The organism is Streptomyces sp. NPDC002520 (genome assembly GCF_053595235.1).
The window spans coordinates 25,134-39,688 of sequence record NZ_JBSFXG010000021.1 but is presented as its reverse complement, the minus strand read 5'-3'; the positions used below and the strand labels follow the sequence as shown (position 1 = coordinate 39,688).

The following is a 14,555-nucleotide window of genomic DNA, read 5'->3' as shown; positions in this document are numbered from 1 at the left end:
GACGATGGCGGTCGCGACCGCATCCTCCGGAACCGACGCGCCGCCCGCGAGGGCGGCCGACCGGTCCGGGGCACTGCGCAGGTCCGTACAGCGCAACCTCACCGCACACGGCTTCCTGATCGGCGCGGTGCTCTGCTTCGCCTGCTTCCAGTGGTATCCCATGGTCCGCGAAGTGATCATGAGCTTCCAGAAGGCGAAGGCGGGCACGACCACCTGGGTCGGCCTGCACAACCTCGACCAGATCGTGCACGACCCCAGCTTCTGGCCGGCCTGGCGGAACACCGCCGAATTCACCGGCCTGGCCCTGCTGTTCGGCTTCGCGCTGCCGTTCGTCACGGCCGTGGTGATGAACGAACTGCGGCACGCGCGCGGCTACCTGAGGATCCTGGTGTACCTGCCGGTGATGCTTCCGCCGGTGTCCTCACTGCTGCTGTTCAAGTACCTGTACAACCCCGAGTACGGGCCGATCAACCGGTTGCTGCAGCTGCTGCACCTGCCCACCTCCGGCTGGCTGCAGTCCCCGGACACGGCGATGCTCGCCGTCGTCATCGCCTCCACCTGGATGAACATGGGCAGCGCCACGCTGATCTACCTGGCGGCGCTGCAGAACATACACGGTGAGCTCTACGAGGCCGCCGAACTGGACGGGGCCGGACTGCTGCGGCGCGTCTGGCACGTGACGATCCCGCAGACCCGGCTCGTCCTCTCGCTGATGCTGATGCTTCAGATCGTCGCCACCATGCAGGTCTTCGTCGAGCCCTTCATCCTCACCAACGGCGGCCAGGGGGTGGAGGGTTCGACCACCACCGTCGTCTACCTGATCTACCAGTACGCGTTCAACTTCTCCAACTACGGCGCCGCCTGCGCCCTCGGCCTGCTTCTGCTGCTGGTGCTCGCCGGGTTCTCGGTGATCTACGTGCGACTCAACCGGAGGCTGGAGTCATGAGCGACACCCGCACCCTGGTCAATCCGGCCCAGCTCAACCGCACGCTCTACCGGGTGACGCTGATCCTGATCGTCGTCGCCTTCACGCTGGTCTTTCTGGGCCCCCTCTACCTGCTGGTGACGGGCGGGCTCAAGAGCACCACCGAGTCCATCCAGACCCCGCCCACCTTCTACCCGCACCACATCGAGGCCTCCAACTACAGCGACGCGTGGACTCGCCTCGACATCGGCCACCTGCTGCTCAACACGCTCTGGTACGCCTTCGGGGCACTCGCCTTCCAGCTCGTCCTGGACGTCGCCGCGGCGTACTCGCTGTCCAAGCTACGGCCGGCGCTGGGCAACGCGATCCTCGGCCTGATGCTGGCCACCCTGATGATCCCGGCCATGGTGCTGGTCGTCCCGCAGTACCTGACCGTGCTGGACCTGCCGCTGATCCACCAGAACCTGCTCAACTCCCCCTGGGCGATCTGGCTCCCGTCGGTGGCCAACGCCTTCAACATCTACCTGCTGAAGCGCTTCTTCGACTCGGTGCCCCAGGAACTGCTCGACTCCGCCGCCATCGACGGCGCCGGACCGCTGCGCACACTGCTCTCCATCGTGCTGCCCATGTCCCGGCCGATCATCGGCGTGGTGTCCATCTTCGCCCTGGTCAACGTGTGGAAGGACTTCCTCTGGCCGCTGCTGGCCGAGCCCGACCCGACCAGGCAGACGCTCAACGCCGGCATCTACTCGCTCTCCCTGGGCGTGCCGGAGAACGTGCTGATCGCCGCCTCGGCCATCTCCGCCGTGCCGACGGTGATCTTCTTCCTGATCTTCCAACGCAACATCATGTCCGGGCTCACCGCCGGCAGCCTCAAGGGCTGACACCATCTCCCGAGGAGACTTCTACCGTGCACCAACCCCACGAGTGGTGGCGTGGCGCCGCGATCTACCAGATCTACGTGCGCAGCTTCGCCGACGCGGACGGCGACGGGGTGGGCGACCTGACGGGCGTCCGGTCCCGGCTGCCGTATCTCGCCGAACTCGGTGTCGAGGCACTCTGGTTCACCCCCTGGTACGCCTCACCGATGGCCGACGGCGGCTACGACGTGGCCGACTACCGGGCCATCCACCCGGCCTTCGGCAGCCTGGGGGAGGCCGAGAAGCTGATCGCCGAAGCACTGGCGTCGGGTATCCGCACCATCGTCGACATCGTCCCCAACCACGTCTCCGACCGGCACCGCTGGTTCCAGGACGCGCTCGCCGCGGGCCCCGGCTCGCCGGAGCGCGACCGGTTCTGGTTCCGTGAGGGTCGGGGCGAGAACGGCGAGCTTCCCCCCAACAACTGGACGTCCCAGTTCGGTGGAAGCGCCTGGACCCGCGTCCCGGACGGCCAGTGGTACCTGCACCGCTTCGCCTCCGCCCAGCCCGACCTGAACTGGCAGCACCCCGAGGTGCGCCGGGAGCACGAGGAGGTGCTGCGCTTCTGGTTCGACCGGGGCGCGGCCGGGGTCCGCATCGACTCCGCCGCCGAGGTCATGAAGGACCCGGCGCTTCCCGACCTGGTGGACGGTATGGACCCGCACCCCTACCTGGACCGCGACGAGATCCACGAGGTGTACCGGGACTGGCGCAAGGTCGCCGAGTCCTACACCCCGCCGCGCGCGCTGATCGGCGAGGTCTGGCTGCCCGACCCCGAGCGCTTCGCCCGCTACCTGCGCCCCGACGAACTCCACACAGCCTTCAACTTCGGCTTCCTCACCTGCCCTTGGGACGCCGCTCGGCTGCGCGAGGCGATCACGACCACGCTCGCCGTGCACTCGCCCGTCGGCGCGCCCGCCACCTGGGTGCTGGCCAACCACGACGTGACCCGGACCGTCACCCGCTACGGGCGTGCCGACACCGGATTCGACTTCGCGGCCAAGGCCCACGGCACCCCCACCGACCTCGCACTCGGCACCCGGCGTGCTCGGGCGGCAGCGCTGCTGAGCCTGGCCCTGCCCGGCTCCGTCTACCTCTACCAGGGCGAGGAGCTCGGCCTGCCCGAGGTCGAGGACCTGCCGCACTCGGTCATCGAGGACCCGATGTTCCACCGCACCGGAGGAGCCGACCCCGGCCGGGACGGCTGCCGCGTGCCGCTGCCGTGGAGCGGCGACGCCCCGCCGTTCGGCTTCGGCCCCGAGGGCACCCGGCCCTGGCTGCCCCAGCCCCGGGACTGGTCGGCGCTGACGGCGGAGCGGCAGTCGGCGGACCGGGACAGCATGCTGAGCCTGTACCGCACGGCGCTGAGCCTGCGCCGGAGCGAGACCGCACTCGGCGACGGGCAGATGACCTGGCTTCCCAGCGGCCCCCAGGTCCTCTCCTTCACCCGCGACACCGGATTCGGCTGCGTCGTCAATCTGGGCCCGGAGCCGGCACCTCTGCCACCGCACCGGCAGGTCCTGCTGAGCAGCGCACCGCTGACGGACGGACAGCTGCCCACCGATACCGCGGTCTGGCTGCGCCTGCCCTGACCGGGACGCGGCACCGACCGCACCGGGCCGCGCCGCTCACGGAGGTGAGCGACGCGGCCCGTTCCTTCCCACAGCTCCCGCGAGGATCCATCGCCTTCCACCACAGAATCGAGGCGCAGTGAACCGCACAAGCAGACGTACCGGCGCGCGGCGAAGAGCCGTCGCAGCCCTCGCGGCCGTGGCGGCGTCGGTCGGTCTCGCCGCGGTGCCGGCCGGCGATGCCGCGGCGGCCGGTGCCGCCAAGGAGACCCGGGCCGCGCCCGTGACCCGTGCCGGACTCGACCCCGCCCTGGTCGCCGGTCGCGGAGCCGACCTCGGCTTCCTGGAGCAGGAGGCGGAGCGCGCCCCGACCGACGGCACCGTCATCGGGCCGGGTCGCACCGCGTACACGCTCGCCGCCGAGGCCTCGGGCCGCAGTGCGGTCAGTCTCGCGTCCGGCCAGTACGTCGAGTTCACGCTGCCGCGTGCCGCGAACGCCATCACCGTGCGCTACAGCATCCCGGACGCCCCGACCGGCGGCGGGATCACCGCCCCGCTCGACGTCAGCGTGAACGGGCGCCACAGCGGCACCATGACGCTGACCTCGCAGTACGCCTGGCTGTACAACCAGTATCCGTTCACCGACGACCCCACCGCCGACCTGCTGCACCCCGACTGGTGGATCACCGAGTGCGGCTGCGTCCCGGGCGCCACCACCCCGGCCCCGGTGATCGCCAAGCCGTTTCGGCCGAACCACTTCTACGACGAGCAGCGGCTGCTGCTCGGCCGTGCCTATCCGGCCGGTGCCCACATCCGGCTGCGCGTGCCGCAGCGCAGCACGGCCGCGACCACCGTGATCGACCTGATGGACTCCCAGCTCGTCGCTCCGCCGAAGACGGACCCGTCCGCGGCCGACGTGCTGGCCTTCGGAGCGGACCCCAGCGGACGGCGCGACTCCGCCGACGCGTTCGACAAGGCCATCGCCTTCGCCGGACGGGCACACCGGAAGGTCTACATCCCTCGGGGGACGTACCAGGTCAGCCGGCACATCATCGTCGACGACGTCACGATCGAGGGTGCCGGCAGCTGGTACACGATCATCAAGGGCCACCAGGTCACCCTCGCGGCACCGGCCCCGGACGGCTCGGTCCACACCGGCGTCGGCTTCTACGGCAAGGACGCTTCGGCGGGCGGCAGCCACCATGTGCACCTGTCGGGCTTCGCCATCGAGGGCGACGTGCGCGAACGGATCGACACCGATCAGGTGAACGGCATCGGCGGGGCACTGAGCGACTCGACCATCGAGGGGCTGTACATCCACCACACCAAGGTGGGCATGTGGTTCGACGGGCCCATGAGCAACCTGCGGATCACCGGCAACCACATCGCGGACCAGATCGCCGACGGCATCAACTTCCACACCGGGGTGACCGACTCCGTCGTCTCCGGAAACTTCATCCGGAACACGGGCGACGACGGGCTGGCCATGTGGTCGGAGAAGACGCAGGACGCGCGCGACGTCTTCGACCACAACACCGTGCAGTCCCCGGTGCTGGCCAACGGCATCGCGCTGTACGGCGGAACGGACAACACCGTCTCCGGCAACCTCGTCGCGGACCCCGTCCGGGAGGGCAGCGGTATCCAGGTCGGCTCCCGTTTCGGCGCCGAAGCCTTCACCGGCCACCTGTGGATCACCGACAACACCACGGTGCGTGCCGGTACCTACGAGCTCAACTGGAACATCGGGCTCGGGGCGATCTGGTTCTACGCCCTGGAGAAGGACATCAGCGCGGACGTCGAGGTGGTGGGCGACTCCTTCCTCGACAACACCTACAACGCGGTGATGCTCGTCGCCGACTGGCCGGTCAAGGACAAGTACTCGATCACCGACGTGCACTTCAAGGACATCAAGGTCGACGGTACGGGTACGTCCGTGGTCAGCGCCCGCGCCGCGGGGTCGGCGAGTTTCGAGAACGTGCGGGCCCGCAACGTCGGCGCGGTGAGCGTCAACAACTGCGGGTCCTTCCACTTCACGCCTGCCGGTTCGGAGTTCTCCGTCTCCGACCGCGGCGGCAACGGGTCCTGGCTCGCGCCGTGGGAACTGCCCAACACCATCACCTGCGACGACCGGCCTGCGGTGGTGCCCCCACCCGCCCCCAGTCCCTGGCCGTAGGAGTCCGGAGGATCCCCTGCGGCGAATGCCCTCCGACGGTCACCTTCCCCGGGCCTCAGGCTCCGGGGTCGGGGGGCAGACCGCCCGGCCGGACGGTCAAACGGGGCTCCGTCCGCTGAACTTGAGCAGCGCCGGTACCCGCACGGCCACGAGCCCGAGTACGACGACGAGGAGGAGGCCGGCGGCGAAGACGGTACGGGCCACCCCGGCCCGTTCCGCTATCAGCCCGAGGGCGAGGGTGGCGACCGGCATGATGCCGATGGCGAGCTCCTGCAGGCCGAGGGCCCGGCCGTGGACGGCCGGGTCGGTCGTCATCAGCAGCAGCGTGGTCTGCAGCACGCCGAACGCCGCGCTGCTCAGACCGATCACGCTCATCAGCGCGAACGACAGCGACACCGTGTGGGACAGGGCGAAAAACGCCCAGAGAACGGCCCAGACCGCGGTGCCGACCACGAACAGGGCACCCTTGCGGCGAAAGTCGCCCAGTCCGGCGATGACGAGCGAGCCGACGAGGCCCCCGATGCCCGAGCAGGTCAGAAGGGCGCCGAGGCCCGCGGCGTCGAGCCCGAGGGACTCCTCGGCGAAGACCGGCATGAAGGACTGGTACACCGGCCACAGCAGGGTGTTCGCCGCCAGTGTGACGAGGAGTACCGCCACCGCGAGCGGGTTGCGTCCGACACTCCGGAAGCCGCCGGCCACCATCGCCAGGACCGACTGGGCCTCGTCGTGGACGACCTTCCCGTACTCGTGCAGGGGCAGGAGAAGGACGAGTGAGGCGCCGTACCAAGCGGTCGAGACCCACAAGGCGGCGGGGGCGCCGATCACCGCGATCATCGCACCGCCGAGCCCGGGGCCGATCACCTGCGTCATGTTCAGCGCCATGGCGTTGAGCGCGTTGGCGTTGGAGAGGTTCTCCCGGCCCACGAGCTCGAGAACCAGCGAGGCCCGGGCCGGCTGCGAGGGTGACTGGGCGAGGCCGATGGCGAGCCCGCCGACGACCAGCCCCCAGTACGGCAGTCGGCCGACCGTCGCCAGTGCCGCGACCACTGCGACGGCGCCCATGGCCCACGCGCAGGCGATGGTCAACAGCCGGACACGGTTGTGCCGGTCGGCGACCGCACCGGCCACCGGTCCGAGGAGCATCGGAGCCAGACGCGCGGCGGTGAACACGGCCACGAGGAACTCCGAGTGCGTCGTCTCGAACGCGAGCCAACCGAGCACCAGGGTCTGCGTCCACACACCCCCGAAGAAGAACACATTGGAGAACCACAGCCGTTGGAAGGGCCGGTTCCCCCGCAGCGAGGCCAACGCGGCACGCAGTCCGGGCTTGTTGCTTGAAGACGGTGTCGCCGACGGCACCTGAGGAGAGCTCCCTTCGGGAGAAGCCTTGGACGGGAAGTTCACGGGAGGACGTCTGCGTCGCGGGTGACGCCCCGGCCCCCTGTCGTGACGAGCCCCGGCCCGGGGACGCGCACCAGTGCGTCGGGCACGTGAAAAGTCATGGGAAATGGTATACCAAAAGCGCGACGCCGGCTCGGGCGGCCGGCCCCGCCGGGCATCGGATCGCGGCCTCGCGGGAGGCGCGCTCGCCAGCCGTAGACTGGCCGCTCCGTACGGGTCCGTCGAGCGAGCGTGGGCAGAGACCAGTGACGACATCGTCTTCCAAGCTGTACCGAAACAAGAAGCCGCTGCGGGACATCGTCGGAGAAGGCATTCGGGGCGGCATCTACGACGGCACATTTCCGCCCGGCACCCGGCTCATCGAACAGGAACTGGCCGAGCGGTATTCGGTGTCGTGGCTACCCGTCCGCGAAGCCCTGCGCATCCTGCACAACGAGGGCCTCGTCGAACACCTGCCCACCCGCGGGATGGTGGTGCGCGCGCTGGACCAGCGGCAGGTGTCCGAGTTGTACGACCTCCGGGAGGCGCTCGAGGCCCTCGCCGCCCGGCAGGCGACCGAACGCGTCGCCCAGGGCGCGCAGAACCGTCTCGCTGCCATGATGCGCAGAGCCGGCGAGGCCGTCGACGCGGGCGATGTCCCGGCCGCACATGCGGCCAATTCCGGACTGCACCAAGAGATCACCGCCCTCTCCGGCAACATGCTGCTTGCCGAGACGCTCGAGCCCATCGTGGGGCGGGTCGACTGGCTGCGCCGCAAGATCGAGGACTTCGACCTCATACATGCCGAGCATCAGGCGCTGGCAGAGGCCATCGCCGGTGGCGACCCGGACCGGGCCGCCACCGCCGCGCGCGACCACGTACGAGCATCCCGGCAACGCACCCTCGACTGGCTTTTCGGCTGAGTGGTGGCCCTTCGCCGGGAGCGGCTTCATCGAGCGGCACACGGTCGACCTATAGTTGCTCCCATGAGCCGTTGGAAGGAGCTGACCGGCGGGACGTCCGGAGAGGACTACGCCGCACGGTTCGCGGCCCTGGCTCTCAGCGGGAAGGACATGCACGGTGAGGCGCGGTTCTGCGCCGCTCTCGTGCCTGCCGGAGCGCGAGTGCTCGACGCCGGGTGCGGTACCGGGCGGGTCATGATCCGCCTCGCGGAGCTCGGGTACGACTGCGTCGGGGTGGATCTTGATGCGTCGATGCTGGCGATGGCGCGGGAACAGGCGCCGGGGCTGCCCTGGTTCCAGGTCGATCTGACCGGGTTCGATCCGGCCCTCCTCGGCATCGCGGCGGACTTCGATCTCGTGGTCGCCGCAGGGAACGTTTTCCCGCTGCTCGCCGCCGGTACCGAGATCACGGTGGTCGAGCGCCTGGCCGCGGCCCTGCGTCCGGGAGGTCTGCTGGTCGCCGGCTTCGGCCTGGACGAAGCCCACCTGCCCGTGCCGCCCAGCATCACGCTGGCACAGTACGACGACTGCTGCGCCGAAGCCGGTCTCACACTCGTCGACCGCTTCGCCACCTGGGACGCCGACCCTTACGACGGCGGCGGGTATGCCGTGAGCGTCCACTGCCGGTGAGGACGTGCGGGACACCCTGGGCACCCGCGCCCGCCCGGCACCCGTCATCACCATGCACACGGTGGATCAAGGCTCGACCCTCATACGGCGCAGCTCGAACCATACCGATTTGCCCCGTCCGCTGGGCGAGTTGCCCCAGGACGAGGCCAGTGCGTCGACGATGAGAAGGCCGCGGCCGTGCTCCGACTCGGTGCCCGCCGGGGCCTGGGCGAGGACGGGAGCCGGTATCGGCGGCCTCGGGTCAAAGTCGCGTACCTCCACCCGGAGACGCTCGGGGTACTCGCGGAGCCGCACGTCGACCTCGCTGTCGGCGTGGATCAGCGCATTGGTGACCAGTTCGGTGGTGGCCAGCTCCAACTCGTCCAGGACGGCGTCCCAACCCCAGTCGTGGGCGTGGTCACGGAGAAATCCACGGACTTTTCTCACGGCGGCGAGGTCGTGCCGATGGACGATCATGCGACCTACCCGGTGGCGCAGTGCCTCGCGCATGCCGACGAGCTGGGCGATCAGCAGAGCGGCGTCGTCGTCGCGACCGGCGTCGGCGGTGATCGCGAGCATGCGGTCGGCCAGGGCTTCCAGCGACTGATCGCCTTGTTCGGCCACCAGTTGGTGCAGGGCCTTGACGCCGTCGTCGAGCTGAACCGTGTGGGAGTGCACCAGCCCATCGGTGTACAGGACGAGGGTGGATCCCTCGGGGAGCGCCACCTCGGTCGAGTGGTAGTGGGCACCCGGCTCGATGCCCAGTGGTATCCCGATGGGGAGGTCGGGCACCTCCAGGCGGTCCGGGAGACGGAGCAGAGGTGCCGGGTGGCCGGCGGTCGCGATCTCGGCGGTTTCGGCTTCCGGATCGAGCCAGGCGCAGCAGCAGGTGGCCAGCGTGTCGGTGCCGAGGTCCGCGAGCAACCGGTTGGTGCGTTCGAGCAGATCGGCGGGACGGTGTCCCTCGGCGGCGTACGCGCGTACGGCGCTGCGGATCTGGCCCATGTTCGCGGCCGCACGGGGGCTGTGGCCCTCGACGTCCCCGATGACCAGACCGACCTTGCCGTCGGGAAGGCTGAGGACGTCGTACCAGTCGCCACCGACCGCTGTGCCTGCCGCGGGTGTGTCGTAGCGGGCGGCGATGTCCAGCTCTCCCCTGTGCGGGAGCGTGTGGGGGAGCAAGCCCTGCTGAAGCCCGCGGGCCAGCCGGAGCTCGGCCTCGACCTGGCGGACGCGCTCGACGGCTTGGGCGAGCAGCGCGGCCATGGTGACCAGGGTCGCCCGTTCGTCGGGGCAGAAGTGGCGGGGGCGGTCGAAGCCGAGGGCGAGGGTACCGATCCTGCTGTCTCCCGAGATCAGCGGCAGCAGGCAGTAGGCGACGATCGGTGGCTCGATCGGATCCCTCGCGCGAAAGAGCGGTCGCTCGGCGGTCGGAAAGCCCTGAGTGTCGTCACCTGACCGGGCCGCCTGCGCTCCGACGAGCCGGCGGGCGAGATCGCGGGGACAACCGCTGTATCCCAGCATTCGGGGTCGGCCTTCGTCCATGACGGAGATGGCGAGGCAAAGGGCACCGAAGGGCTCCATGATCCGTGCGACGGCGACCTCGGCGACGCCCCGGGACGTCAGCGGCCGGGTGAGTCGGGAGGCGAGCCTGTAGATCTGGTAGAGGAAGGAGATGCTTGCCGCCCTCGGAAGCAGTTCCTGACCGCTGGGTACGGGGCCCAGCACGAATCGCGGCGTGGCGGCGGACGTGCTGCGGCGGCGGGAGCCTTGCTCCTCCAGGCTTCGCGCGCACCCGGCCGCGAAGTCCCAGCAGCGGGTCCTCACCTCGCTGGGCGCTGCCGCGTGAGGACTGGAGGGGTCGTCCCAGACGAAGGTGATCACGCCGAGCAGTCGTCCCGAGGGGCCGATCAGCGGCGTGGCGACCACGGTGTACGGGAACGGCGAGGTGAGGTCCATTCCGGCCTCGGCCTGGTCCCGGATGGCTACCTGTTGGCGTCCGGTGCGGTAGGCGACGACGGCGGCGTACTGGTCGTTGTCCAGCGGCAGGACCTCGGCCGCCATGAAGATCGACACTGGATGGCCCACGCCGACCACGCAGGCCAGTGCCTGTTTCGCTTCGACCGGGACCAGCGCGAAACCGCCGGCCGCATCAAGTTCTCGTACCGCTTGCTGCAGCACCCTGACGAAGAGCCGGTCTTCGTGGTCGAGCGACGTCACCGGGCTCGGTGACTCCGCCCCGTGGTTGCCGACGCCTGTCATCACGGCTCCCGCAAGTAACGCACTTCCATCTGAGCGTATACCCCGGGTTCTACGGCTGAGCGGGGGTCTGGGGGCTCAAGATCAGAGGACTTCGAAGCCGAGCCGAACACCGTCGACATCCCGGACTCGGGCGTCGGCTTCGATCCAGTTCTTCCAGGGATGGTCAACGGTTGGACTGTTTGCCAAGGTGTTCTCCGTCGGGCGTCCGATCGGCCGGGCGCCCGAATCCAGGCGGCATGTTCCGTAGCGGTGGTGCAACGCTAGGTCACGAGCTCCCTCGGCGCTTGACCACGCGTGACATCCGACTTATCAATCGGGGACAGAGCCTGGAGTGCGCCCATGAAGCCGCTTGTCCGCAACGCCGCGCTGAACAGCTATGTCGAACTCGGCAAGTCTCTCGGCATCGACCCTCTGACCCTGATGAAGCGCGTGGGTCTGGACCCCGTCGGCCTCACGGTCCAGGACAGATGGATATCCGGCGTCGCCGTGACCCAGCTGCTCGAGCTCTCGGCGGCGGCCTCGCACCGCGAGGACTTCGGACTGCTCCTCGCCGAGCGCCGCCGTTTCTCCAACCTCGGACCCATCAGCCTCGTCGTCCGCGAGGAGCCCGATGCGCGCAGCGCACTCGAACTCCTCGTCCGCCACGAGTACATGTACAACGAGATGCTCCACAGCCGGCTCTCCGAGGCGAACGGCCTGGCCACGCTCAAGCTGAGCCTCGAGCCGGGGGAGGCCATGGCGGTCCGCCAGTCCATGGAGCTGGCCGTCGGAGCTTTCCACCATCTCCTGCGTGCCTTCCTCGGTACGCGGTGGCAGCCGGTGTCCGTGTGTTTCACACACAGCTCTCCGGCGGACACCGGAACCCATCGGCGCGTCTTCGGCCCGGTGCTCGAATTCGACCAGGAGTTCAACGGCATCGTCCTCTACGCCGACGATCTCGACACACCCAACCCCATGTCCGACCCACTGCTGCGGACCTACGCGCGGCGGTACTTCGAGTCCATCGCCGTCTCGAGGGGCACGACCGAGCTGGACCGCGTGCGGGACCTGATCGAAGTGCTGTTGCCGACCGGCCGTTGTTCGATCGAGCAGGTCGCGGCCAGCCTCGGAGTCGACCGGCGAACCGTGCACCGGCACCTGGCGGCCTCGGGTGAGACGTTCTCGTCCCTGCTCAACGCGACACGTGTCCAGATCGCGGAGCAGCTCGTCGCCAACCCGCGCCGCTCCTTGACGGAGATCTCCGGGCTGCTGGGCTTCTCCGCGCCGAGTGCCTTCTCGCGCTGGTTCGGCGAACGGTTCGGCTGCAGCCCCAGGCAGTGGCGCCTGCGGAGGGCTGTCCCCAAGCGATAAGTCGGGTGTCACCTCAGGTAAAGCGCCTGGCCTAACTCCGCCCTAACTTTGGCTTACCGCAAGGGAGACCGCCGGCCGCACGAACAGGAGCAGGGACCCTGCTCCCGGCCGCAGGACTCCCGGCACCCCTTGATCGTGTCCGGGCTGCCCTCGTGCCCCGGAATGCCGTCCGCAGTCTCACTCCACGCCGTCCGCAGCGATGTGCGCACCGGGTGAAGACCTTTTCCCAAAGGAGATGGACCGTGCACTTCTTCGACGACTCCCTGTACCCGGAGAACCAGGAGAAGCTGGTCATCCAGGCCGCGCCCTACGGGCCGGAATGGCTGCCCGGCGACGCCGACGACCTCCCGCTCACCATGGACGAGCACGTACAGGCGGCGGTCGACTGCTACAACGCCGGCGCCACGGTACTCCACATCCACGTACGCGAACCGGACGGCCATGGCTCCAAGCGCATGTCCATGTTCAACGAGCTGATGGCCCGGCTGCGTGAGGCCGTGCCCGACATGGTCCTGCAGATCGGCGGGTCGATCTCCTTCGCCCCCGAGGACGAGGGCGCCGACGCCAAGTGGCTCAGCTACGACACTCGCCACATGCTGGCCGAGATCTCCCCCCGGCCGGACCAGGTGACCATCGCGATCAACACCAACCAGATGAACATCGTCGAGCTCTTCGACGACGAGGACATCGAGGGCACCTCCATCGCCAAGCCGGCCTACTACAAGGCCTACCGGGACATGGTGGTCGAGGCCGGACCGGACTTCTACCTGGAGCACCTCGAGCGGCTTCGGGCGGGCGACATCCAGCCGCACTTCCAACTCGCCAACATGGCGCAGCTGGAGACCGTGGAGCGGCTGATCCGCAAGGGCGTCTACAGCGGCCCGCTGACGCTCAACTACGTTGCCATCGGCGGTGGTTTCGCCGGCCGGCACCCGGCCGACCTGATCGAGTTCGTCCGGCGCGTCCCGGACGGCGCCGTGCTCACCATCGAGGCCTCCATGCGCGCGGTGGCGCCGATGAACGCGATCGGCATCGCCCTGGGCGCGCACGTCCGGGTCGGCAACGAGGACAACCTGTGGCGGCGCAAGGGCGAGCGGATGTCCTCGGTGCAGCAGGTCGAGCAGATGGTCCGGATCGCGGGCGCGCTCGACCGTGAGATCGCCACCGGGCAGGAGGCGAAGAGGATCTACAAGATCGGCGAATGGTACGCGGACGCCGACGAGACCCTGGACCGGCTCGGCATGGTCCCCAACCGCCGTCCCGGCCGGCGAGGCTCCATGCTGCGCGACGTCAAGAGCTGACCCGACCTGACCCGATGGCGGCGGTCGCGGCACCGGTACGGCGTCGGCCTGGCCGACTCACACCGTCGGCCCGCGACCGCCACCCCACACATGAGTGAACGGAGCAACTTGTGGCACACGCCATTCGCTTCCACGAAACCGGTGGCCCGGACGTCCTGCGGTGGGAAGAGGTCACCGTCGGTGCCCCTGGCCCGGGCGAGGTACGGATCCGGCACGTCGCCGTCGGTCTCAACTTCGCCGACACCTACTTCCGCACCGGCCTGTATCCGGCCGCGTTGCCCGCGGGCCTCGGGGTGGAGGCCTCGGGTGTGATCGAGGCCGTGGGCGAGGGCGTCACGCACATCGCCGAGGGCGACCGGGTGACGTACACCGGGAGCCCGCTGGGTGCCTACAGCACGGAGCGGGTCATGCCCGCGGACTCGCTGATCAAGCTGCCGGAGGAGATCAGCTGCGAGACCGCCGCGGCGATGACCATGCGCGGCCTCACCTCGGCCTACCTGCTGCGCCGGATCCACCCGCTGAAGGCCGGCGACACCGTGCTGCTCCACGCGGCGGCCGGCGGCGTCGGCCTGATCTTCTCCCAGTGGGCCAAGCTGCTGGGGATCACCGTGATCGGCACGGTCTCCAGCGAGGCGAAGGCGAAGGTCGCCCGCGCCCATGGCTGCGATCACATCATTTACTACCGGCACGAGGACGTCGCCGAGCGGGTGCGCGAGCTGACCGGCGGCAAAGGGGTCCCGGTCGTCTTCGACAGCATCGGCAAGGACACCGTCGCCGGCTCCATGGCCTCGCTGCAGCGCCGCGGCCTGCTGGTGTGCTTCGGCACCGCGTCCGGGGTGCCGCCGCTCGACGCCATGCAACTGGCCGTCCACGGCTCGCTGTTCGTGACCCGGCCCGCGCTCGCCGACTACATCGCCGACCCGGCGGAGCGGGACGCCCTTGCCGGTGAACTGTTCGGACACGTCGCGTCCCGGCGCATCAAGATCGAGATCAATCAGCGCTACGCACTCGAGGACGCGGTACAGGCACACCGCGATCTGGAAGCGGGACGGACCACCGGATCCTCGGTCTTCGTCCTCTGAGCCCACCGCGACCGGCACCA

General features: G+C 69.3%; 11 protein-coding genes. 9 read left to right on the top strand and 2 right to left on the bottom strand.

Annotated elements, in window-relative coordinates; genetic code table 11:
* Positions 1–4: 4 nt before the first annotated feature.
* The 4 genes from ACWD5D_RS26615 (at position 5) to ACWD5D_RS26600 (ending at position 5,589) form a co-directional block, all read left to right on the top strand.
* Positions 5–946, top strand: coding sequence for a carbohydrate ABC transporter permease (locus ACWD5D_RS26615; RefSeq protein WP_451375268.1), 942 nt, complete (start codon positions 5–7; stop codon positions 944–946).
* Entirely contained in the window at positions 943–1,809 is an 867-nt protein-coding gene (locus ACWD5D_RS26610) for a carbohydrate ABC transporter permease (RefSeq protein WP_451375267.1), read from the top strand. Before ACWD5D_RS26615 ends, ACWD5D_RS26610 begins: the two co-directional genes overlap by 4 nt.
* A gap of 26 nt (positions 1,810–1,835) precedes the next feature.
* Positions 1,836–3,437 carry a glycoside hydrolase family 13 protein gene (locus ACWD5D_RS26605; RefSeq protein ID WP_451375266.1) on the top strand — a complete coding sequence of 534 codons (1,602 nt, stop codon included), beginning with the start codon at positions 1,836–1,838 and terminating at the stop codon, positions 3,435–3,437.
* Between the two features lie 118 nt (positions 3,438–3,555).
* Positions 3,556–5,589: a glycosyl hydrolase family 28-related protein gene (locus ACWD5D_RS26600; RefSeq protein ID WP_451375265.1), complete on the top strand. Its 2,034-nt coding sequence runs from the start codon at positions 3,556–3,558 to the stop codon at positions 5,587–5,589.
* 96 nt (positions 5,590–5,685) lie between these two features.
* On the opposite strand, the gene ACWD5D_RS26595 is transcribed toward ACWD5D_RS26600, so the two are convergent.
* Positions 5,686–6,948: an MFS transporter gene (locus ACWD5D_RS26595; protein ID WP_451375264.1), complete on the bottom strand. Its 1,263-nt coding sequence runs from the start codon at positions 6,946–6,948 to the stop codon at positions 5,686–5,688.
* Positions 6,949–7,235: 287 nt separating this feature from the next.
* Between ACWD5D_RS26595 and ACWD5D_RS26590 the strand changes: the two genes are divergently transcribed.
* On the top strand, positions 7,236–7,892 hold the full coding sequence (locus ACWD5D_RS26590; protein ID WP_451375263.1) for a GntR family transcriptional regulator: 657 nt from the start codon (positions 7,236–7,238) through the stop codon (positions 7,890–7,892).
* A 63-nt stretch (positions 7,893–7,955) separates the two neighbouring features.
* Entirely contained in the window at positions 7,956–8,561 is a 606-nt protein-coding gene (locus tag ACWD5D_RS26585) for a class I SAM-dependent methyltransferase (RefSeq protein WP_451375262.1), read from the top strand.
* Between the two features lie 66 nt (positions 8,562–8,627).
* Here the strand turns inward: ACWD5D_RS26585 and ACWD5D_RS26580 are convergent, their stop codons facing one another.
* Complete coding sequence (locus ACWD5D_RS26580) at positions 8,628–10,802, bottom strand: ATP-binding SpoIIE family protein phosphatase (protein ID WP_451375261.1); 2,175 nt, start codon at positions 10,800–10,802, stop codon at positions 8,628–8,630.
* Positions 10,803–11,141: 339 nt separating this feature from the next.
* Between ACWD5D_RS26580 and ACWD5D_RS26575 the strand changes: the two genes are divergently transcribed.
* The 3 genes from ACWD5D_RS26575 to ACWD5D_RS26565 all read left to right on the top strand — a co-directional run bounded on the left by ACWD5D_RS26575 (position 11,142) and on the right by ACWD5D_RS26565 (position 14,535).
* Complete coding sequence (locus ACWD5D_RS26575) at positions 11,142–12,152, top strand: AraC family transcriptional regulator (protein ID WP_451375260.1); 1,011 nt, start codon at positions 11,142–11,144, stop codon at positions 12,150–12,152.
* A gap of 242 nt (positions 12,153–12,394) precedes the next feature.
* Entirely contained in the window at positions 12,395–13,453 is a 1,059-nt protein-coding gene (locus tag ACWD5D_RS26570; protein WP_451375259.1) for a 3-keto-5-aminohexanoate cleavage protein, read from the top strand.
* 110 nt (positions 13,454–13,563) lie between these two features.
* On the top strand, positions 13,564–14,535 hold the full coding sequence (locus ACWD5D_RS26565; protein ID WP_451375258.1) for a quinone oxidoreductase family protein: 972 nt from the start codon (positions 13,564–13,566) through the stop codon (positions 14,533–14,535).
* Positions 14,536–14,555: the final 20 nt, after the last annotated feature.